At 65.6% G+C, this 19,131-nt stretch carries 20 protein-coding genes; 8 read left to right on the top strand and 12 right to left on the bottom strand.

Annotation, left to right across the window (positions count from 1 at the left end):
* Positions 1-23: 23 nt before the first annotated feature.
* Complete coding sequence (locus RQP54_RS00990) at positions 24-806, bottom strand: glutathione S-transferase N-terminal domain-containing protein (protein WP_315676276.1); 783 nt, start codon at positions 804-806, stop codon at positions 24-26.
* A gap of 241 nt (positions 807-1,047) precedes the next feature.
* On the opposite strand from RQP54_RS00990, the gene RQP54_RS00985 reads away from it, so the two are divergent.
* The 7 genes from RQP54_RS00985 to RQP54_RS00955 all read left to right on the top strand — a co-directional run bounded on the left by RQP54_RS00985 (position 1,048) and on the right by RQP54_RS00955 (position 6,010).
* Entirely contained in the window at positions 1,048-1,788 is a 741-nt protein-coding gene (locus RQP54_RS00985) for a substrate-binding periplasmic protein (protein ID WP_315676274.1), read from the top strand.
* A gap of 142 nt (positions 1,789-1,930) precedes the next feature.
* Positions 1,931-2,293 carry a translation initiation factor Sui1 gene (locus RQP54_RS00980; protein ID WP_315676272.1) on the top strand — a complete coding sequence of 121 codons (363 nt, stop codon included), beginning with the start codon at positions 1,931-1,933 and terminating at the stop codon, positions 2,291-2,293.
* A complete protein-coding gene (locus tag RQP54_RS00975; RefSeq protein ID WP_315676271.1) occupies positions 2,290-2,499 on the top strand; it encodes a DUF3820 family protein in 210 nt (69 codons plus the stop codon). Before RQP54_RS00980 ends, RQP54_RS00975 begins: the two co-directional genes overlap by 4 nt.
* Before the next feature lie 103 nt (positions 2,500-2,602).
* Complete coding sequence (locus RQP54_RS00970) at positions 2,603-4,081, top strand: ATP-binding protein (RefSeq protein WP_315676269.1); 1,479 nt, start codon at positions 2,603-2,605, stop codon at positions 4,079-4,081.
* Complete coding sequence (locus tag RQP54_RS00965) at positions 4,078-4,704, top strand: response regulator transcription factor (protein WP_315676268.1); 627 nt, start codon at positions 4,078-4,080, stop codon at positions 4,702-4,704. Before RQP54_RS00970 ends, RQP54_RS00965 begins: the two co-directional genes overlap by 4 nt.
* 114 nt (positions 4,705-4,818) lie before the next feature.
* A complete protein-coding gene (locus RQP54_RS00960) occupies positions 4,819-5,310 on the top strand; it encodes a GlcG/HbpS family heme-binding protein (RefSeq protein WP_315676267.1) in 492 nt (163 codons plus the stop codon).
* A gap of 10 nt (positions 5,311-5,320) precedes the next feature.
* A complete protein-coding gene (locus RQP54_RS00955) occupies positions 5,321-6,010 on the top strand; it encodes an ankyrin repeat domain-containing protein (protein WP_315676265.1) in 690 nt (229 codons plus the stop codon).
* A 26-nt stretch (positions 6,011-6,036) separates the two neighbouring features.
* Here the strand turns inward: RQP54_RS00955 and RQP54_RS00950 are convergent, their stop codons facing one another.
* The 4 genes from RQP54_RS00950 to lysS form a co-directional block, all read right to left on the bottom strand.
* Positions 6,037-6,666: a chalcone isomerase family protein gene (locus RQP54_RS00950; RefSeq protein ID WP_315676263.1), complete on the bottom strand. Its 630-nt coding sequence runs from the start codon at positions 6,664-6,666 to the stop codon at positions 6,037-6,039.
* A 157-nt stretch (positions 6,667-6,823) separates the two neighbouring features.
* On the bottom strand, positions 6,824-8,044 hold the full coding sequence (locus tag RQP54_RS00945; protein ID WP_315676261.1) for an HD-GYP domain-containing protein: 1,221 nt from the start codon (positions 8,042-8,044) through the stop codon (positions 6,824-6,826).
* 123 nt (positions 8,045-8,167) lie between these two features.
* Positions 8,168-8,710, bottom strand: a complete 543-nt coding sequence (locus tag RQP54_RS00940) for a M48 family metallopeptidase (RefSeq protein WP_315676259.1) — start codon at positions 8,708-8,710, stop codon at positions 8,168-8,170.
* 44 nt (positions 8,711-8,754) lie between these two features.
* Positions 8,755-10,305: a lysine--tRNA ligase gene (gene lysS / locus RQP54_RS00935; RefSeq protein ID WP_315676257.1), complete on the bottom strand. Its 1,551-nt coding sequence runs from the start codon at positions 10,303-10,305 to the stop codon at positions 8,755-8,757.
* A 110-nt stretch (positions 10,306-10,415) separates the two neighbouring features.
* Here lysS and RQP54_RS00930 point away from each other — a divergent pair, with 110 nt between their 5' ends.
* On the top strand, positions 10,416-10,994 hold the full coding sequence (locus tag RQP54_RS00930) for a YggT family protein (RefSeq protein WP_315676255.1): 579 nt from the start codon (positions 10,416-10,418) through the stop codon (positions 10,992-10,994).
* A 32-nt stretch (positions 10,995-11,026) separates the two neighbouring features.
* Here the strand turns inward: RQP54_RS00930 and RQP54_RS00925 are convergent, their stop codons facing one another.
* From RQP54_RS00925 to RQP54_RS00895, 7 genes are all read right to left on the bottom strand, one after another.
* Positions 11,027-11,440 (bottom strand): hypothetical protein, encoded by a 414-nt coding sequence (locus RQP54_RS00925; RefSeq protein ID WP_315676254.1) that lies wholly within the window; start codon positions 11,438-11,440, stop codon positions 11,027-11,029.
* 57 nt (positions 11,441-11,497) lie between these two features.
* Positions 11,498-12,370: an acetyl-CoA carboxylase, carboxyltransferase subunit beta gene (gene accD / locus RQP54_RS00920; protein WP_315676252.1), complete on the bottom strand. Its 873-nt coding sequence runs from the start codon at positions 12,368-12,370 to the stop codon at positions 11,498-11,500.
* Positions 12,371-12,485: 115 nt separating this feature from the next.
* Positions 12,486-13,307, bottom strand: coding sequence for a tryptophan synthase subunit alpha (gene trpA / locus RQP54_RS00915; RefSeq protein WP_315676249.1), 822 nt, complete (start codon positions 13,305-13,307; stop codon positions 12,486-12,488).
* A gap of 20 nt (positions 13,308-13,327) precedes the next feature.
* Complete coding sequence (gene trpB / locus RQP54_RS00910) at positions 13,328-14,614, bottom strand: tryptophan synthase subunit beta (RefSeq protein ID WP_315676248.1); 1,287 nt, start codon at positions 14,612-14,614, stop codon at positions 13,328-13,330.
* Between the two features lie 20 nt (positions 14,615-14,634).
* Positions 14,635-15,447 carry a phosphoribosylanthranilate isomerase gene (locus tag RQP54_RS00905; RefSeq protein ID WP_315676246.1) on the bottom strand — a complete coding sequence of 271 codons (813 nt, stop codon included), beginning with the start codon at positions 15,445-15,447 and terminating at the stop codon, positions 14,635-14,637.
* A complete protein-coding gene (gene truA / locus RQP54_RS00900; RefSeq protein ID WP_315676244.1) occupies positions 15,444-16,226 on the bottom strand; it encodes a tRNA pseudouridine(38-40) synthase TruA in 783 nt (260 codons plus the stop codon). Before truA ends, RQP54_RS00905 begins: the two co-directional genes overlap by 4 nt.
* 51 nt (positions 16,227-16,277) lie before the next feature.
* Positions 16,278-18,938 carry a FimV/HubP family polar landmark protein gene (locus RQP54_RS00895; RefSeq protein ID WP_315676242.1) on the bottom strand — a complete coding sequence of 887 codons (2,661 nt, stop codon included), beginning with the start codon at positions 18,936-18,938 and terminating at the stop codon, positions 16,278-16,280.
* Between the last annotated feature and the right edge of the window lie 193 nt (positions 18,939-19,131).

Genomic DNA, 19,131 nt, shown 5'->3' with positions numbered 1-19,131 from the left:
TCAGCGCTCTGCCAAACTTACGTTCAGGGTTGGGGCTCCACCGCGTAGGTCTGTTCCAGGTACTCGACGATGGCACGTGACTCGAACATCTTGACCCCGGTGTTCGGGTCTTCCAGGTAGGGCACCTGCACGCGGCCCAGGCGTGCCAGCAGGGCTTCGCGCTTGCCGCCGGCCTTGGGCACATAGGGGCCGGGTTTGACCCGCATGGTCGCCGGGCCCATGTCGGCCCACTGCTCCTTGCCGATGTTGTGCAGCACATAGGGCAGCTCCAGTTCGGTCAGGCGCTCGCGCACCAGGCGCGAATACGGGCTGCTTTCGAAGCTCCACAGGTGCAACTCCTTTTCCGGCGCCTTGGCGGGGCGGGACTTGATGCCACGCAAGCCGCGCGCGGCCGTGGCCAGTGCGCTGAACGCGGGACGGATGGGCCCGCGCCGGTACACCAGCGGCGTGCTGCCCGGGCCATAGGTGGCAAACAGGTAGTTCACGATGTCGGCAGACTCGTACATCGTGGTGCCGGTATTCGGGTCCACCAGCAAGGGGAACTGCTGCTTGCCGCCGAGCTTCTTGGCCTGCGGGCGAAAGCGCTTGCCCCCGGCGGGGCAAGGCAGGATCTGCACGTCCAGCCCCAGTGCGGTGAAGGCTTCGCGCACGAAGCGGCAGTAGGGGCTGCCTTCCATGTCGTAGAGCTGCAGGTACTTTTCGGGCTGGCGCGCCTGGTGCACGACGTTGGTGCCGCGCCAGGCTTCCAGGGTGGAACTGGCGACGGAGCCGAAGACGCGAAGCTGGTGGGTAAGAGAGTTGGACATGGTTTCCTTGGGACGTGAAGTCTCCATGGTAGGGCCAGAGCGCTCCACCCCAAGGCTATAGCGCCGAAAGGTACGCAGGAAAGTTGGGCATTCCGGCAAACGACCCTGCCGCCTGCGCAGGGTGTCCGGTGCGCAGCCCCAGTCCTCGTGTCGGCTATTCAAGCAGGCCCAAATCCGCTACGCTGCAACTGCGCGGCACTTCAGTACCCGCGCACACCTGAACTACACAAAAGGAGCAACCATGACTTCGCTGAAACGTTGGATTGTCGGCTTGGTGTGTCTGTGCACCCTGCCTTGGGTATGGGCCGAAACATGGAAGGTCACGTCGCTGGACTGGCAGCCGTTCTCGGGAAAGGCGCTGCCGGAGGGGGGCGCGGGCATTGCGGTGCTGCGGGCAGCACTCAAGGCCGAAGGCATTGACCTGGTGGTCGAGTTCTACCCTTGGACCCGCGCCATCGACACTGCCAAGGATCCGGCCTATGCGGGTGTGTACCCGTCGTGGCCGGAAGACGTGGGTGATGGCTTCATCAAGTCGCCGGTGCTGTTCAAGTCTCCGGTCGGTTTCGTCGAGCCCAAGGCCAAACCCCTGGTGTGGAACAAGCTGGAAGACCTCAAGGGCAAGACCATCGGCACGGTGCAGGACTATGGCAATACCCCGGAGTTCATGGCCTTGATCAAGAACGGAACCATCAAGACCCAGGTGGTGGTGGACGACCTGACCAACATCAAGAAGGTGGCGGGTGGCCGCATTGACGGTGCATTCATCGACCTCGCCAACCTGGACTATTTCCTGAAGAACGATGCCAAGGACGTTGCGGCAAGCGTGCAGGCCAACTCCAAGGTCATTGACACCAAGGACTTGGTGTTGGGCATCAACGAGAAATTCGCCAACAAGAAGGCGGCGGAAATCGTCAAGCGCGGCATCTCCAAGATCGATCCGGACAAGATCATCAAGGAGTACATGGCCAAGCACATCAAGTAGTGCCTAGTAGCGCCTCGGCGGCGCATTGCACTGGGCGCGCCAGGGTGGCTGGCCCGGTGCTCTGCGGTGTGGGCATCCTCCGATGCAGGCGCGCCCTGCGTTGCGCGCCTGCGCGACAATCGGGGCCGATGGGGGAGAGTCCATGAAGAGCAAATCGGCCAGTGGTGGCCTGGTGTATTCGACCGACGGCGGGCGCATGTGCCCGCAATGTCGCCAGCCGCTGGCGCAATGCCAGTGCAGCAAGGCCCCGGCGCGCCCGGCGGGCGATGGCGTGGTGCGCGTGGGGCGCGAAACCAAGGGCCGCGGCGGCAAGGCCGTCACGCTGGTGCGCGGCCTGCCGCTGGACGATGGCGCCTTGGCCACGCTCGGCAAGCAGCTGCGCACCGCCTGCGGCAGCGGCGGCACGGTTAAGGACGGTGTGGTGGAAGTGCAGGGCGACCATGTGGAGCGCGTGCTGGCCTGGCTCACGGCGCAGGGCTACAAGCCGAAGCGCACTGGCGGATGAAACCCGAAGACCTGGAGTTGCTGGTGCAGCGCACCATGCCCTACGGAAAGTACCAGGGGCGCGTGCTGGCCGACCTGCCCGGCAACTACCTGCAGTGGTTCGCGCGCGAGGGTTTTCCCAAAGGGGAACTGGGGCGCCTGCTGCAGCTCATGTTCGAGATCGACCACAACGGCCTGCGTTCCCTGTTGCATCCCTTGCGGCGCTAGCGTTGCTATTCAATTGGTAGCTGCATGCCCAATTTCTGTGCGGGCTAGGGGGCGAAATCGTCACCGATTTCGCTGTGTGCGCGGCTCCATGCCAGAATGCGCCATGCTTGCACTGCTGCGCCGCCACTACCGCCTGTTGCTGATCGGACTTGTCCTGATCCTGGCGGGAGGCTGGGCACTGGTGCGCTGGGAGCTGGCGCAGTTGCGCGATGCCTTCGAGGTGGACGCGCGCATCAGCCACCGGGTATTGAGCCAGCGCGCGGTGCAGCACGAAGCGGTGTTGGCCACGCTGGCACTGCTGCAGCCTGTCATTCAGGCCGACGCCAGCGACGCCCCGGTGCGGCGCCTCACGGCGCTGTACCCACAGGTGCTGGACGTGTTGCGCAGCGATGCGCTCACCCCCTGGAGCAGCGAGTCCTTGCGCTCTGCCGAGGCGCGTTCGCGCCAGTCGGGGCAGCCGGCCCTGGCCGAATTGGCGTTCTCGGCGGACAGCGGCCGCTACACCCTGGTGCTGGCCGGCCAACCCGCCAGCTATGCGCTGCGGTTCGACGTGCGCACCAGCGTGCCTTGGGCCGACTGGTCGATGCCGGTGCAGACCAGTCCGGTGCGCGTCACGCTCGAACAGAGCGGACAGACCTTCGTGGTGCAGCCCGGCCAGGAGCGCAGCGGCCCGGCGCGCTTTGAATTCCGCAAGCACCTGGCCAGTGAGAGCCAGCCCTTTGACGTGGTGGCCCAGCGCCAGGTCGGCTGGCCGGAGCTGCCCTGGGGGGCGCTGCTGCTGTGGGCAGCCCTGGTGTCTGCGGCCTTGCTGGCCTGGGCGGCGTGGCAGCGCCAGCGTAGCGCGCGCTTGCGGGCCGAAGGCCTGTTGCGCGTAGGCCAGGTGGCGCGCCTCAATGCCCTGGGCGAGCTCGCCGCGGGCATGGCCCATGAACTCAACCAGCCGCTGACCGCCATCGTGGCCAACACCCAGGCCGCCCGGCGCCTGCTTGATGACGACCCGGCCGATGCGCCCGCTGCGCGCCAGGCCATGGAGCAGGCGGTGGCCCAGGCACGCCGCGCGGCGGACGTCGTGGCGCGCCTTCGGCGCACGGTGGAACAGTCCAAGGAAGCCGGCGCGGTGCAGGCGCTGGACCTGGCCCAGACCGTGGGCACCGCCATGCACCTGTTGGAGCCGCAATGCCGCGCCGCCGACGTTGCCTTACAGGTACTGACCGACACACCGGTCATGGTGCAGGCCGAGCGCGTGGCCGTGGAGCAGATCGTGCACAACCTCGTCACCAACGCCGTGCAGGCCCTGGCCCAGGTGCCGAGCGGTGAGCGTCAACTGAGCGTGGCGGTGGAGTTGCAAGGCCACCAGGGCGTGCTGCGCGTCATCGATACCGGCCCCGGCATCGCTCCCGAGGCCTTGCCCAAGCTGTTCACCCCGTTCTTCAGCACCCGCGAGGGCGGCCTGGGGCTGGGGCTGGGGCTGAGCCTGTGCGAAACCCTGGCCCAGGGCATGGAAGGCACACTCACCGTGCACCCGCATGCGCCCCGCGGCACCGAATTCCAGCTGCGCCTGCCACACACCAGCCCACCATGAACGCACCCCAGTCCCCGCTGATCCACCTCATCGACGACGACGCTGCGGTGCGCGAGGCACTGGCCCTGCTCATCGGCACCGTGGGCCTGCGCACCCAGACCTGGGCCGACCCCCAAACCTTCCTGCAGCAGTTTGACCGCGAGGGCATCGGCGCCATCGTGCTCGACGTGCGCATGCCCGGCATCAGCGGCCTCACGGTGCTCGACACCCTGGTAGCTCAAGGTGTGGACCAGCCCGTGGTCATGCTCACGGGGCACGGCACGGTGGAGATGTGCCGGCGCGCCTTCAAGGCCGGGGCGGCGGAATTTCTGGAAAAACCGGTGGACGACGAACTGCTGCTCGAAACCCTGCAGAACGCCGTGCGCCAGCATGTACGCACGCGGGTCCAGCACCAGGCCGACCGCCAGGCACGAAGCCTCTACACCCAGCTCTCGGAGCGCGAGCGCGAGGTGCTGGGGCTGATCGTCGAAGGGCTCACCAACAAGGAGATCGGTCGCGCGCTCGACCTGTCGCCGCGCACGGTGGAGACGCACCGCGCCAACCTCTTTGCCAAGCTGCAGACCGACTCGCTGGCCCAGCTGGTGCGGCACTACGCCGCGCTGGTGGCGGCTGGCACTCCGTAGTTCTACGGAGGGCCGCGCGTAGCCGTACGAATGGGCAGAGCGCCGCCTGGTGCCTACAGTTCATCCCAGCGCAGACGTTGGTGTCTGAGCAACCGATCCACTGGAGAAACCACCATGCAAACCAAGTCCCTCCTTACCCTCGTTGCCGCTTCCCTGTGCGCGCTGGGCGCCAGCGCCCAGGCCGTGCGCGTCGAGAAGAACATGTCGCTGGAACTGGCGACCAAGATTGCTGCCGCCACCGTGGCGGCCTGCAGCGCCGACAAGTACAACGTGACCGCCACCGTGGTGGACCGTGCGGGTACGGTTCGCGCCGTGATGCGTGCCGACAATGCCGGCCCGCACACCGTGGCCGCCTCGCAGGCCAAGGCCTTCACGTCGGCTTCGGGCAAGAACACCACTGCAGCCATGTGGGAAGGGGTGCAGAAGAATCCGGCGTCTGCCAATGTCGCCATGATTCCCGGCTACCTGCTGCTCGGCGGGGGTCTGCCCGTGAAGGTGGGTGACGAAGTGATTGGCGCCGTGGGCGTGGGCGGTGCACCTGGCGGCCACCTGGACGAGAAATGCGCCCTGGCCGGCATTGCCAGCGTGCAGGACTTGCTGAAGTAAGGCGCACGGTATGTGGGGGCGTTGCATTGCTGCCGTATTGGCTGCACTGGCCTGCCTCGGCATCGCACGCGCCCAGGTAGGGCCCAGTGCGGCTGAACTGGCGCAGTACAGCGGTCTGCACGCCGCCGCCCACCGCGGCGATGTGGCCCAGATCCGCAAGCTGCTCGCCGCCGGGGCTGCAGTGGATGCGCGGGACGGCTACGGCCGCACCGCCGTGCACGTGGCTACGTTTGCGCGCCAGCGCGAGGCCGTGCGGGCGCTGCACCAGGGCGGCGCCCGGCTGGAGCTGCTGGAGAACGACCGCTACGACGCCGTGACCATCGCCGCCGTGGCCGACGACGAGGACACCCTGCGTGTGCTGCTTTCACTGGGGGCGAGCGCCAAGCTGACCACCAGCCGCTACGACGGCACCGCGCTCATTGCCGCGGCGCACCTGGGGCACGATGGCGTGGTGCGCCAGCTGATTGCCGCCGGGGCGCCCCTGGACCATGTGAACAACCTGCACTGGACGGCCCTGATCGAGGCCGTGGTACTGGGGGACGGCGGGCCGCGCCACCAGCGCGTGGTGCGCGACCTGCTGGCGGCGGGCGCGAATACGCAGCTGACCGACCGACAGGGCAACACGCCGCTGGCGCTGGCGAGAGCGCGCGGCTATGGCGCGCTGGCAGACTTGCTGCAACAGGCCCGTGCGGGCCGTTGAGCCCACCAGCACCTGGCTTGCGTGTGTCAGGGGCTGCGCACTGTGGGCGCAGCAGCGGTGGCCGTGCCCAACAGCGCATCGCGCAGTTCCGGCCGGCGCGTCTTCGGGTCGAGCCAGATGCGGAAGAAGGCGTCGGTGAAGGCCTCGTCGGGGCTTTCCCCCAGCAGCTTGGCATTGAGGAAGAAGCGTGCTCCCTTGTCGGGCACGCGCACACCCACCAGGCGGTCGCCGGACTTCACGTCCACGAACAGCTGGGTCATGAAGGTGGTCCAGGCCTTGATCTGCTCCGGCGTGGCACTGGCCAGGCGGCTCATCTCGATCAGCGAGGTGTTCACGATGTCACTGGCCTTGACGGTGGTGTTGTAGCGGATGTCGAGCGCGAAGCTGCGGTTGGGGGCATAGCTGGTCTGACCGGCAGGCAGCCACAGCGTGGCGTCGTAGGCCTTGAAGCCGAAGAAGCGCAGGGCACCGCTGCCACGCGCATTCCAGGCTGGGGCATAGGCACTGAGTTCGGGTGGCGCTTCCAATAGAGGCGCCGCTGCAGTGGCCTGGGCCCGGGCCGGGCGGTGGGCTACGAGGGCGGTCACGCCGATCCCGAAGGCGAGCAGGGCGGTGCGTCGGGTGGGCAGCAGTGCGGGTGTGGGCTGGGTGTGCATGGGCGCAGTCTGGGGATTTTTGGCCTTGGCTGTGCCTGCCGAGCCAAAAAGAACATGCCGCCAGTAGGGGAATGGCTGCTTCATTGCTATGCAATTAGTAGCTGTATACGCACTATCGGCGAGGGCGGGAGGCCGATTTCCAAGTGCTGATGCAGGATCAGCCGATCCACAGGGCGTTGAGGTCCGGAAATTTCCACTTGTCCGGATCTTCCCGGCTGGCGATTTTTTCCTTGCAGTCCGGCGCCGACAGGTCCACCAGCACGGGCGTGATGCGCAGGTTGGACTGGGTGGAGAAGAACACCTTCACCTTGGGTACCAGCAGCGATCGGTCCGACTGCTCCACCACCACGCCCAGGCGGCCTGAACTGAGGCGCACCAGCGAACCTGTGGGATAGATGCCCAGGCTCTTGACGAAGGCCTGGAAGATGGTGGGGTCGAAGTGGCCCTTGCTCCACTCGGCCATCTTGCGCAGCGACTCGGCCGGGTCCCAGCCAGCCTTGTAGGGGCGGTTGGAGGTGATGGCGTCGTACACATCGCACACCGCGCCCATGCGGGCAAAGAGGCTGATCTGCTCACCGGCAAGGCCTTCGGGGTAGCCCGAGCCATCGACCTTCTCGTGGTGGTGCAGGCACACGTCCAGTGCCACCGGGTCCACGTTGCTGCCGCCCTGCAGCATGCGGTGTCCTTCCTCGGGGTGCCTCTTGATGATGGCAAATTCTTCGTCGGTGAGCTTTCCCGGCTTGTTCAGCACCTCCATGGGCATGAGCGCCTTGCCCAGGTCGTGCAGCAGCCCGGCAATGCCGGCCTGGCGCGTCTGCTCGGCGTCCAGGCCGAGCTGCTTGGCCAGCGCCACCATGAGGGCGCACACCGCTACCGAGTGCATGTAGGTGTAGTCGTCGGCCGTCTTCAGGCGCGCCAGGCTGATGAAAGCACCGGGGTTGCGGGTGATCGAATCGGAAATTTCTTCCACCAGTTGCTGTGCGGCTTCGGTGTCCACCGACTTGCCCATGCGTGCCTCGTGGAACATGCTGGTGACGGCTTCCTTCGACTTGGCACAGATCTTCTTGGCGCGCTCCAGTTCCTCGGCCATGGGGGCGGCCTGCACCTGGCGCTGGGCCTGCGCTACCCGGTGCAGTTCGGCATCCACCTCCGCGTCGGACTCCGCCTGCGACACCGCCTGCACATCCGGCGCCACGTCCAGGCCCTTGGAGGCGTCGATCCAGACTTCGCGGATGGCGCTGGCGCGGATGCGCACGATGTCCTGCGGGTCGGTAATGACAAAGCTGTTGCGCCAGAACGGGTGGTCCATCCAGGAGCCGCAGAACTCCTTCAGGTGCATCCCCACCTGGAGCTGTTGGACACTGATGCGCTTGAGCATGGTGGCACCAGTGTAGCGTGACGCTAGTTGAAACGCTGAGCGCCAGAGCGTTCTGCTTCGTGTCCTCCGCCTGCTGCGCGGGCTCCCCCTTTACCTACGCAGAACGCTCTGCCACTCAGTGCTTTATGCGTTGGAATCGGCTGCTTGCCACAGCCTGGCCCCACCCCCATCGAGGTGCGTCAGGTACACACGCACCTCGAATTCGAGCTGGAAATAGTCCGGCTGCATGTGGCGGCACAGCTGGTAGAAGGCTTTGTTGTGCTCGCGTTCCCGCAGGTGCGCCAGCTCGTGCACGGCGATCATCTTCAGGAAGGGCTCGGGCGCGTCGCGGAACAGGGTGCCGATGCGGATCTCGCGCTTGGCCTTGAGCTTGGCGCCCTGCACGCGCGCCACGGTGGTGTGCATGCCCAGTGCCTGGGCCACCACCTGCAGCTTGCTGTCATAGGCGACCTTGGTCACCGGCTCGCTGCCGCGCAGGTATTCGCTCTTGAGTGCCTGTACATAGTCGTACAACGCCCGGTCGGTGCGCAGGCCGTGGGCCTGCGGGTGGCGCTGCAGCAACCAAGCGCCCACGCGGTTGCCCGCCAGCAGCTGCTGCACCTGGGCTACGGCATCTGCAGGGTAACCCTGCAGGTAAGGCAGGGTACCAGTCGCTACGTTTTTCATAGCTGTCTACGCAGATTCCTTGCGGGCCAGGGCCCGAAAAGGCATCAAGCCTCGCGGCGCAGCGCGGGGAACAGGATGACGTCGCGGATCGAGGGGCTGTCGGTCAGCAGCATCATCAGGCGGTCGATGCCGATGCCGCAGCCGCCGGTGGGGGGCATGCCGTATTCCAGGGCGCGCACGAAGTCGTGGTCGTAGAACATGGCTTCGTCATCACCGCTGTCCTTGGCGGCCACCTGGGCGTGGAAGCGGGCGGCCTGGTCTTCGGCGTCATTGAGCTCGGAGAAGCCGTTGCCGAACTCGCGCCCGGTGATGTAGAGCTCGAAACGCTCGGTCACTTCGGGGCGCTGGTCGTTGGCACGGGCCAGCGGCGAGATCTCGGTCGGGTGCTCCATGATGAAGGTGGGCTGCCACAGCTTCTCTTCCACCGTTTCCTCGAAGTACAGCACCTGCAGGCTCGCCAGCGAGCGCTTGCTCAAGCCGTGCTTGGCCTCGGTCATGCCCAGTTTCTTGAGAGCGCCCAGCAGCCATTCGGCGCTGTGCACGTTCTCGCCGGCTTCGGTGTATTTCTGGATCGCCTGCACGATGGTCAGGCGCTGGAACGGCTGCGACAGGTCAACTTCCTTGCCCTGGTAGGTCAGCAGAAGGCTGTCACCAGCCTTCTGGGCCGCGTCGCGCACCAGATCTTCGGTGAAGCTCATCAGGTCCTGGTAGTTCCAGTAGGCCGCGTAGAACTCCATCATGGTGAACTCGGGGTTGTGGCGCACCGAGATGCCTTCGTTGCGGAAGTTGCGGTTGATCTCGAACACGCGGTCAAAGCCGCCCACCACCAGACGCTTGAGGTAGAGCTCGGGCGCAATGCGCAGGTACATTTCCTGGTCCAGCGCATTGTGGTGGGTGATGAAGGGTTTGGCGTTGGCACCGCCGGGAATGGGGTGCAGCATGGGTGTTTCGACTTCCAGGAAGCCGTGCTGCACCATGAACTCGCGGATGCCGCTGACGGCGCGGCTGCGTGCCACGAAGCGCTTGCGGGCGGCCTCGTCGGTCATCAGGTCGATGTAACGCTGGCGGTACTTGATTTCCTGGTCGGCCACGCCGTGGAACTTGTCCGGCATGGGGCGCAGGCTCTTGGTCAGCAACCGGATGCGTGTCGCGTGGATGGAGAGCTCACCGGTCTTGGTCTTGAACACCACACCTTCGGCGGCCACGATGTCACCCAGGTCCCAGTGCTTGAAGGCATCGTACAGCTCGGCGCCCACGTCCTCACCCTTCACGTAGATCTGGATGCGACCGGCGCTGGGGCCGAAGGAGGCATCCTGCAGGGTGCAGAAGCTGGCCTTGCCCATCACGCGCTTGAGCATCATGCGTCCGGCCACGCGGGCATGCTGGTTGATGGTCGCCAGTTCTTCGGTGCTCTTGTGCTGGTAGTGGTCGAAGATCTGCTCGGCCTTGTGGGTGGGCTTGAAATCGTTGGGGAAGGCCACGCCACCGCCATTGGCCTGCACGGCACGCAGGGCCTTGAGTTTCTCGCGGCGCTCCTGCATGAGTTGGTTTTCGTCCTGGGGGGCAGCAGCGGCAGCAGTAGTGTGGTCAGACATGGCGGGGAGGTGGGTGGCGCCTGCGACAGCCTTGCCGCAGGCAGGGAAAAGGGTTGATTTTACCGGGGGCGCTGCCGCTATGATGCGCTGCACTCTTTTCTTTGGTCACCATGCTCTACCAAATCGTCTCCCTGCTGCTCGAAGTCGTGGTCGGTCTGCTGGCCGGCGCCTGCCTGCTGCGCCTGTACATGCAGTGGCAGCGCATCCCCATGTCGCTGCGTTCGGGCAACCCACTGTCGCGCTTCATCTTCACCCTGACCGACTGGCTGGTGCTGCCGCTGCGCAAGGCCATCCCGCCCGTGGGTAGCCTGGACACGGCCAGCCTGGTCGGTGCCTTCCTGCTGCAGCTGGTGGAGTTCTCGCTGTTGTGGCTGCTACAGGGAATGGCCGCCCCGGCGGCCACCTTGCCGGTGCTGGCACTGATCGGCTTGGTGCGGCTGAGCATTTCGGCGCTGACCGCGCTGGTCATTGCCTACGCCGTGCTGTCCTGGGTGCCCGGCCCGGGCCAGTCGCCGTTTGCTGACATCATCGAGCGACTGGTCACCCCCGTGCTGGCCCCCATCCGCCGCTTCCTGCCGCTGGTGGGTGGGGTGGATCTGTCGCCGTTGGCGCTGCTGGTGCTGCTGCAGATTGCTGCCATTGTGCTGGGCTCGGTGCAAGCCTCACTGTTGCGGATGGTCTTGGTCTGACAAGACATCCGCGCCTGTGGGGCGGATGAGGCTCAGTCGGTTATTGCAAGCCCGAAACCCTGCAGCCAGGCCAAACCCTCTTCCACGCTGTCGCACTGCTTGACGGGGCCGACCCGGGCGACACTCTGATTCACGGTATCGGCCATCGACTGCGTGAAGGCGGATGGGTACAGCTGCACGTGGGCCACCGCGCCGGCGCCAGGGTACCAATCGGAGAGGGCGGCATAGGCTTCCTTGCCCTCGGGGGTGATTCCCTGCCACTGGCGCAGATCGGCCAGACGGCCCCACCGCGTCAGGCCCCGCTGTGCTACGGTTTGGCGCAGGTCGGTGCAGAAGACTTCCACCGCCTCAATGTTGAACACGCCAAAGAAGCGAATGCACAGGACCTCGCCCTTCCATTCGAAATCGTAGGCCCCATGGGCCGCGTACTGCTGGGGTGCTGGCATCGGCGCTGTGGGTCTTTCCGCCCATCAGTCGTGGGCGTAGAGACCTCTTGGAACGGATCAGATCACCGCGTCGGCCGGCTGGCGCAGCAGCATGGCCAGGGTGTCGGCAATGGTCTTGCGCAGCTCGCGGCGGTCGCAGATGAAGTCCACAGCGCCTTTTTCCTGCAGGAACTCGGCGCGCTGGAAGCCTTCGGGCAGGGTCACGCGCACCGTGTTCTCGATCACGCGCGGGCCGGCAAAGCCGATCAGGGCCTTGGGCTCGGCGATGACCACGTCACCCACGAACGCGAAACCGGCGCTCACGCCCCCCATGGTGGGGTCGGTGAGTACGCTGATGTAGGGCAGGCCTTTCTTGGCCAGACGGGTAAGCGCAGCGTTGGTCTTGGCCATCTGCATCAGGCTCAGCAGGCCTTCCTGCATGCGCGCGCCGCCGGTGGCGGTAAAGCACACGAAGGGCACCTTCTGTTCGATGGCGGTTTCGACACCGCGTACAAAGCGTTCACCCACCACGGAGCCCATGGAGCCGCCCATGAACTCGAACTCGAAGCAGGCCGCCACCAGGTTGATGCCGTGCACGGCACCGCCCATGACCACCAGGGCGTCGGTCTCACCGGTGGCTTCCAGGGCTTCTTTCAGGCGCTCGGGGTACTTGCGACTGTCCTTGAACTTCAGTGCGTCCACGGGCAGCACTTCCTGGGCCACTTCGTAGCGGCCTTCGTTGTCCAGGAAGGCGTTCAGGCGCGCACGCGCGCCAATGCGGTGGTGGTGGCTGCAGGTGGGGCAAACGCCCTGGTTCTGCTCCAGATCGGTCTTGTAGAGCACCGATTCGCAGCTGGGGCACTTGATCCACAGGCCCTCGGGTACGCTGCGGCGGTCTGCCGGGTCCGTCTGCTGAATCTTCGGGGGAAGCAGTTTTTCCAACCAACTCATCGTTTGTTCCTTGTGTCAGTGGCAGCGGCGGGTAGCGGCTGCCCGGTTGTCTTCCAAACAGCCGCGATTATCCCCAAAACCGCTGACCGCCCTTTTTTAGGGCGGTCAGGGTTGATCAGGCATCCATGGCCTGGCGCACGCCGCGCAGGAAGTCGCGTGCGATGCCGGCCACGCGTTCGTGGGGCTGGCCGTCCAGCAACTGGATGATCTTGCTGCCGATGACCACGGCGTCCGACACCTCGCTGATGGTGCGGGCCGTGGCCCCGTCGCGGATACCAAAGCCCACGCCCACCGGGGTGGAAATGTGCTTGCGGATGATGGGCAGCATGGCGGCCACGGCATCGGTGTCCAGCGCACCCGAGCCGGTCACGCCCTTGAGCGAGACGTAATACACGTAGCCGCTGGCCACGCGCGCCACCTGCTGCATGCGCTCTTCGGTGCTGGTGGGTGCCAGCAGGAAGATCAGGTCCATGCCGTGGGCACGCAGGTCGGCGGCAAACGCCTCGCACTCCTCGGGCGGGTAGTCCACCACCAGCACGCCGTCCACACCGGCCGCGGAAGCATCGGCCACGAAGGCGCTCTTCACACCCGCGCGGGCATGCTTCTGCTCGTAGCGCTCCACCGGGTTGGCGTAGCCCATCAGCACCACCGGGGTGGTGGTATTGGTCTGGCGGAACTCGCGCACCATGGCCAGCACCTGCACCAGGCCAATGCCCAGCGCCAGCGCCCGGTCGCCCGCCTTCTGGATCACGGGGCCGTCGGCGCTGGGATCGGAAAAGGGCACGCCCAGCTCGATCACGTCGGCACCGCCCTCGACCATGGCGTGCATCAGCGCGGGGGTGATGTCGGCGTAGGGATAGCCGGCCGTGACAAAGGGGATGAGGGCCTTGCGGTTCTGTTCCGCCAGCGCCTTGAATGTCGTTTCGATTCGTTTCATGCTATGACTTTCGTAGCTGCTTACGCACGTTTCATGGGGGCTACGACCACATTTCCCTTGACGGACTGGCCTTGGCAGCTGGGGCGGCAGTAGAAGTCGCCGCCCGACAGGTCGGCCACGGTACCGATGTCCTTGTCGCCACGGCCGGAGAGGTTCACGAGCACGGACTGGTCTGGGCGCATGGTCTTGGCCAGCTTCATGCCGTAGGCTACGGCGTGGCTGGACTCCAGCGCGGGAATGATTCCCTCGGTGCGGCACAGGTAGTGGAAGGCATCCAGTGCTTCCTGGTCGGTGATGCCCACATACTCGGCGCGGCCGATGTCGGCCAGGAATGCGTGCTCAGGGCCCACACCCGGGTAGTCCAGCCCGGCACTCACGCTGTGCGTTTCGGTCACCTGGCCGTTGTCGTCCTGCAGCACGTAGGTGCGGTTGCCGTGCAGCACGCCGGCGCTGCCGCGCTGGATGGAGGCCGAGTGCTTGCCGCTGTCCAGGCCTTCACCGGCGGCTTCCACGCCGATGAGGCGCGTGCCAGCATGGTTGATGTAGGGGTAGAAGATGCCCATGGCGTTCGAGCCGCCGCCCACGCAGGCGACCACGGCGTCGGGCTGCTCGGTCTTGCAACCGGCCTCCTTGAGCATCTGCGGCATCTGCACCAGGCACTCGTTGCCGATCACGCTCTGGAAGTCGCGCACCATCATGGGGTAGGGGTGTGGGCCGGCCACGGTGCCGATGATGTAGAAGGTGTTGTCCACATTGGCGACCCAGTCGCGCATGGCCTCATTGAGCGCGTCCTTGAGGGTCTTGCTGCCGCTCTCCACCGGTACCACGGTGGCACCCAGCAGCTTCATGCGGTAGACGTTGGGGCTTTGGCGCTTGACGTCCTCACTGCCCATGTAGACCACGCATTCCAGCCCGTAGCGGGCGCAGATGGTGGCGGTGGCCACGCCGTGCTGGCCCGCACCGGTCTCTGCAATCACGCGCGGCTTGCCCATGCGCTTGGCGAGCATGGCTTGGCCGATCACATTGTTGATCTTGTGCGCGCCAGTGTGGTTCAAGTCTTCGCGCTTGAGGAAGATCTGCGCCCCGCCCACTTCGCGGCTCATGCGCTCGGCGTGGTACACGGGCGAGGGCCGGCCTACAAAGTGCGCCAGTTCCTTCTTGAATTCCGCCAGGAAGGCCGGGTCGTGCTGGTACTGCGCGTAAGCAGCCTTGAGCTGGTTGATGGCGTGGGTCAGGGTCTCAGAAACGAAGCTGCCGCCGTATTTGCCAAAGTGCCCGCTGGCGTCGGGTTGCTGGTAATCAGCCATGGTGTCTTTTCCTTGTTTGATCAGGCACCCAGTGCTTCGGAATAGGCGGCGTCTGCAGCGCGGACGGCGGCCACGAAGGCACGGATGCGTTGGGGATCCTTGATGCCCTTTTGGGGCGTTCCTGCGGCGTCGAGCGCTTCCACGCCCGAACTCACGTCGACGGCCAGCGACTTACCGCGCGACCGCAACGCAGCGATGCCATCGCCCACGTTTGCTGAGTCGAGTCCACCACTCAAGACGAGGTGAGCGTTGACGTTTGGAGGAAGCAGTGACCAATTGAATGTCTTGCCAGCGCCACCGTACCCGTCCACATGGGCGTCGAGCAGGATGGCTTGGGCGGTTGAATAGTCTTGGGCGAATTGTACGAGGTCGAAGTGTGCGGCGTCCTCGCTCAAGGGAATGCGGGCGGCGCGCAGGTAGGAGCGTGGGTACGGGCGGTCGTTCGACGCCTTGGCCAACGCCAGGCAGAGTGCGGGTGTTTCATCCCCATGAAACTGCAGCGTGGCATTGGGCAGCAGCTCGCAGGCCCTGCGCACCAGGGCCGGTTCTGCATTGACGAACAGCAGCACCGGCGTGACGAAGGACGGCAGCCGGCGCGCCAGCATGGCGGCGCGCTCCGGCGTCACGTAGCGTGGGCTCTTGCTGTACAGCACGAAGCCAATGGCATCGGCACCGGCTTGCACGGCGGCGTCCACGTCAGCCTCACGGGTGAGGCCACAAATCTTGATGCGTGTGCGGAAGAATCCGCCGCTGGGCCGCCCCGAGGCGGATTGCGCCCCCTCGGGGGGCAGCGCAGCAGACGAAGTCGCAAGCGTGGGGGCTATTTCTTTCATGGGAGCCAATCATACGCAGGCGTACGATCGGGCATGTCCCAGGAGGCGTCATAGCGGGGGCCCAAAAAGTAGAGCCCGTCAGGGGAAAAGGTAGGCGCCGCGGCACGGCGGTCGCGTGCCGCCAGCACCTCGGCCATCCATTGCGGCGGCCGTTTGCCCTGGCCGATGGTGACCAGGCAGCCCATGATGTTGCGGATCATGTGGTGCAGGAAGGCATTGGCCTCGAATTCGATGCGCCAGTAGGCGCCGCGCTGGTGCAGCGCAATGTCCATCATGGTCTTGACCGGGCTGATGGCCTGGCACTCGGCGGCGCGAAACGAGGTGAAGTCGTGCTCGCCCAGCAACAGGTCGGCTGCAGTACGCATGGCGTCATGGTCGAGCGTCTGGAAGGTCCAGCCCACGCGCCCGGCCTCGATGCTGGGGCGGATGGGCGACTCCAGCAGCACGTAGGCGTAGCGGCGCGATTTCGCGCTGGCGCGGCAGTGGAACTGGGGCGTGGTCTTGACGGCCCAGTGCACGGAAATGTCCTTGGGCAAGTTGGCGTTGGTGCCGCGCACCCAGGAGTAGTCGGTGCGTTCGATCTCGGTGTCGAAATGCACCACCTGCATCAGCGCGTGCACCCCGGCATCGGTGCGCCCGGCACACAGGGTGCCGATGCGTTGGTTTGCAAAGGTGGAAAGGGCTTTTTCGAGCTTGTCCTGCACGGTCTGGCCTCCGGGCTGGCTCTGCCAGCCGCGGTAGGCCTGTCCGTTGTAGCTGACCCCTAAAGCGATGCGCACCACGTCAATGGGTCTGCTACAAAACAGCCGATTCAGCCCCTGTGAAAGGGCTTAGCTCAATTGCGACAGGGCACGTTGGGCCTTCTCGCGGGTGGCGCCGGTGGCTTCTGCCAGCACTTCCTCAATCAGCGCACGGGCACCGTCCTCGTCGCCGATGGACACGAATTCTTCGGCGAGGGCCAACTTGGTTTCCAGCGGATCCTCGTTTTCGGTGCTGGGCGCCTCCATTGGCTGTTCGGGAGCCGGGGTATCCAGGTCCATGGACAGGGAACCCAGGTCGAATTCCAGCATGCCATCCTTGCCGGGTGCGGATGCGGCCGCGGGCACGTCCACTGGCAGGGGGCTGGTCGCACCGAAGTCCGGTGCCGAGCTGGCGCTGGGGGCATCCAGGTCGAGGGAAATCTCGGGCAGGGCGTGTGCCACAGGTTCCATGGCGGGGGCAGGGGCAGCCACCGGCACGTCGGGCAGGTCAAAGTCCAAGCCACCATCGTCAGCAGGCGCAGCGGGCTCTGCCGACTGCTCCATCTTGACGGTCTGGTCATAGGACACGGCATGCGCGCTGCTGCCGGTCACGTCGCTGATGGCGGCACTGGCAGGGGCATCGTCGAGCGAGAAATCCAGATCCAGGTCCAGATCTATCCCGGCCGCCGGTGCCACGGGCTCCGGCGCCGCTGGCGCTGCCTTGAACTGCACCGTGCCTTCGAACGACGAAGGCGAGATGTTGGCGGCATCGGCTCCCGTGGGTGCCCCACCTGGTTGGTACAGGGGGTTCTGTGGGTCGATGGCCTGGCCCATTTCGCAGATGCGGGTCCAGTCCTGGCTGTTCGGGCCGGTGATCTTGTAGGCCTGCGTCGCGCTTGCCTCGAAGCTACGGGCATCCTTGCGCTTGGCAAAGATCTCCAGCAGCTTGGTGTGCACCGCCAGACGGCCGGGTGTGGTCTTGGCGGCTTCCTTCAGGATCTCTTCGGCCTGCAGATCACGGCCATAGGCCAGGTAGACATCGGCTTCTGCGACGGGGTCCACATCATCGGCAGCGTCCAGCTGGCTTGGGGAGTAGACCATGGACGAGCCCGTGGGGGCGCCGTTTTCGTTCGCAGTGTCGATGCGCTGCCCACCGCTGGCACCAAAGAACGAGTCGGGTTGCAGTCTGCTTTCGAGGAAGGAGCTGTCGACCTGGGCAGCATTCTTCTTGCGCTGGCGAACGCGCCAGAATGCAAAGCCGCCGATCAGGGCGAGCAGGCCACCGGCAGCCAATGGTGTCATGGGGTTGTCGATGAGCTCGTCCACCAGGCTCGGTTCTTCAATCGGCACCGAGGCAGGCACGGGTGTGTCGACCACCGGCTTCTTGGCGGGTGCACTGGCGGGCGCTGCCGGCGCAGAAGCGGTGGCAGCCGGCGCCGACGCGGCAGCCGCAGGCGCAGCTGCCACCGGTGCCGGAGCAGAGGCTGGCGCAACAGGCGCTGCGGCGGGGGGCGCAGGCGTGGTGTTGGCCGCGACCGTCAGGCCTGGAGCGGGCTTGGGTGCAGGTGCTGAAGCAGGTGCCGCTGCAGTCGCAGCCGGTGCAGCCGGTGCAGCTCCGGCCTTGAGCTTGTTCAGGTCTGCGAGGTTCTTTTCCAGCTCCGCGGCGCGGGCCTTGGCTTCCTTTTCAGCGCGCTCCTTGGCAATCTTGTCGTCGGCTTTGGCCTGCACGCTGCCCTTGTTCAGGGTCAGCTTGTCGGGCGCTGCCGTGGCCGGCTTCTTGTCCTCTACCTTGGACTCGATCTTGCCGCTGGCTTGCTGGGTCTTGGTGTCAACGTTCTGCAATGGAGCCGCAGTGGCCAGATTCTTGCGGAAGCTGTTGAAGTCCTTGCTCTGGGCCACCACGATCTGCCGGGCTTTCTCTGCCGGCACGGCCTGCGCCTGCTCGCTGCTGGGCAGTGTGAGCACGGCACCCTTGCGCAAGCGGTTGATGTTGTCTTCGACAAAGGCATCCGGGTTCGTGGCCAGCAAGGCAACAAGCATCTGGTCGAGCGAAACGCCCGCGGGCTTGTTGTTGGCGGCAATCTTTCCGGCCGTATCTCCTGCTTTCACCGTAACTTGGCGCGCGTCCGGGGTGCTTGCTGGCTTTTCTGCGGATTCGGCCTTGGCCTTGGATGCAGCCTTGGTGGAAGGCTTGGCCGCTGCCACCGGTGCCGGCTGGGCGGCAGCGGCCGGTGCTGCCGCGCTTGCCGGCGCAGCGTTGGCGGCTTGGGCCGGCTGTGCACTGGCTGCTGCTGGGGTCTGTGCCAGCGAGGGTGCAGGAGCGGGGGTGCGCAGTGCCGGGGGGTCAAACAGCATCGTGTAGTCGCGCACGATGCGTCCAGAGGCCCAGTTGACTTCCAGGATGAGGTCAACGAAGGGATCGTTGATCGTGCGGTCGGTGCTCAGGCGGATGTAGGAGCGACCGTCAGCACGTTTCTGCAGGCTGGTGCGCATGCCACCGATGGCGGCGTTGTATTCCAGGCCGGCCGCCGAGAAGGCTGCGGGTGGGGCGATGGTGGTGCGCAGCGAAGCGGCTTCGTCTGCATTGATGTCGAGGATGTCGATTTCTGCCCGAAGGGGTTCACCGAGCGCCGATTGCACCGTGAGCCGCCCCAGCGACAAGGCCATGGCGTCGGTGGCGGCCATCCCCAGCAGGGCGGCGGCCGCAGCGGCCATGGCGGTGCGCTGCCAATGTTGTGACTTAGATCTCAATTTATGTGTCTCCGGCGCTAATTCGAGCAGCAAATGCGGCTGCAGCCGCAGCCTGTCGCATTGCAGGCGGCAAAAACGAAAAAGTACCATAACATCAATGTCTTACGCTGACAAGCTGAGAAAGCGCTTAACTTTCAAAGCCTTACAAACAGCGCAGCATTGATGCCATGGTTTGTTGCCTCGCGACAACGAA

This window comes from Curvibacter sp. APW13 (assembly GCF_032337135.1).
GTDB lineage: Bacteria > Pseudomonadota > Gammaproteobacteria > Burkholderiales > Burkholderiaceae_C > Allorhodoferax.
This window is presented reverse-complemented; position numbering and strand designations above follow the sequence as displayed.

What these genes read in the sequence shown, in the direction of transcription:
- RQP54_RS00925 (WP_315676254.1), bottom strand. Translation starts at nt 11,440, where the DNA reads ATGCCAGCACCCCAGCAGTACGCGGCCCATGGGGCCTACGATTTCGAA.
- accD (WP_315676252.1), bottom strand. Translation starts at nt 12,370, where the DNA reads ATGAGTTGGTTGGAAAAACTGCTTCCCCCGAAGATTCAGCAGACGGAC.
- RQP54_RS00960 (WP_315676267.1), top strand. Translation starts at nt 4,819, where the DNA reads ATGCAAACCAAGTCCCTCCTTACCCTCGTTGCCGCTTCCCTGTGCGCG.
- RQP54_RS00980 (WP_315676272.1), top strand. Translation starts at nt 1,931, where the DNA reads ATGAAGAGCAAATCGGCCAGTGGTGGCCTGGTGTATTCGACCGACGGC.
- RQP54_RS00930 (WP_315676255.1), top strand. Translation starts at nt 10,416, where the DNA reads ATGCTCTACCAAATCGTCTCCCTGCTGCTCGAAGTCGTGGTCGGTCTG.
- lysS (WP_315676257.1), bottom strand. Translation starts at nt 10,305, where the DNA reads ATGTCTGACCACACTACTGCTGCCGCTGCTGCCCCCCAGGACGAAAAC.
- RQP54_RS00970 (WP_315676269.1), top strand. Translation starts at nt 2,603, where the DNA reads ATGCTTGCACTGCTGCGCCGCCACTACCGCCTGTTGCTGATCGGACTT.
- RQP54_RS00905 (WP_315676246.1), bottom strand. Translation starts at nt 15,447, where the DNA reads ATGAAAGAAATAGCCCCCACGCTTGCGACTTCGTCTGCTGCGCTGCCC.
- RQP54_RS00945 (WP_315676261.1), bottom strand. Translation starts at nt 8,044, where the DNA reads ATGCTCAAGCGCATCAGTGTCCAACAGCTCCAGGTGGGGATGCACCTG.
- RQP54_RS00975 (WP_315676271.1), top strand. Translation starts at nt 2,290, where the DNA reads ATGAAACCCGAAGACCTGGAGTTGCTGGTGCAGCGCACCATGCCCTAC.
- RQP54_RS00965 (WP_315676268.1), top strand. Translation starts at nt 4,078, where the DNA reads ATGAACGCACCCCAGTCCCCGCTGATCCACCTCATCGACGACGACGCT.
- trpB (WP_315676248.1), bottom strand. Translation starts at nt 14,614, where the DNA reads ATGGCTGATTACCAGCAACCCGACGCCAGCGGGCACTTTGGCAAATAC.
- RQP54_RS00985 (WP_315676274.1), top strand. Translation starts at nt 1,048, where the DNA reads ATGACTTCGCTGAAACGTTGGATTGTCGGCTTGGTGTGTCTGTGCACC.
- RQP54_RS00955 (WP_315676265.1), top strand. Translation starts at nt 5,321, where the DNA reads ATGTGGGGGCGTTGCATTGCTGCCGTATTGGCTGCACTGGCCTGCCTC.
- RQP54_RS00940 (WP_315676259.1), bottom strand. Translation starts at nt 8,710, where the DNA reads ATGAAAAACGTAGCGACTGGTACCCTGCCTTACCTGCAGGGTTACCCT.
- trpA (WP_315676249.1), bottom strand. Translation starts at nt 13,307, where the DNA reads ATGAAACGAATCGAAACGACATTCAAGGCGCTGGCGGAACAGAACCGC.
- RQP54_RS00950 (WP_315676263.1), bottom strand. Translation starts at nt 6,666, where the DNA reads ATGCACACCCAGCCCACACCCGCACTGCTGCCCACCCGACGCACCGCC.
- RQP54_RS00990 (WP_315676276.1), bottom strand. Translation starts at nt 806, where the DNA reads ATGTCCAACTCTCTTACCCACCAGCTTCGCGTCTTCGGCTCCGTCGCC.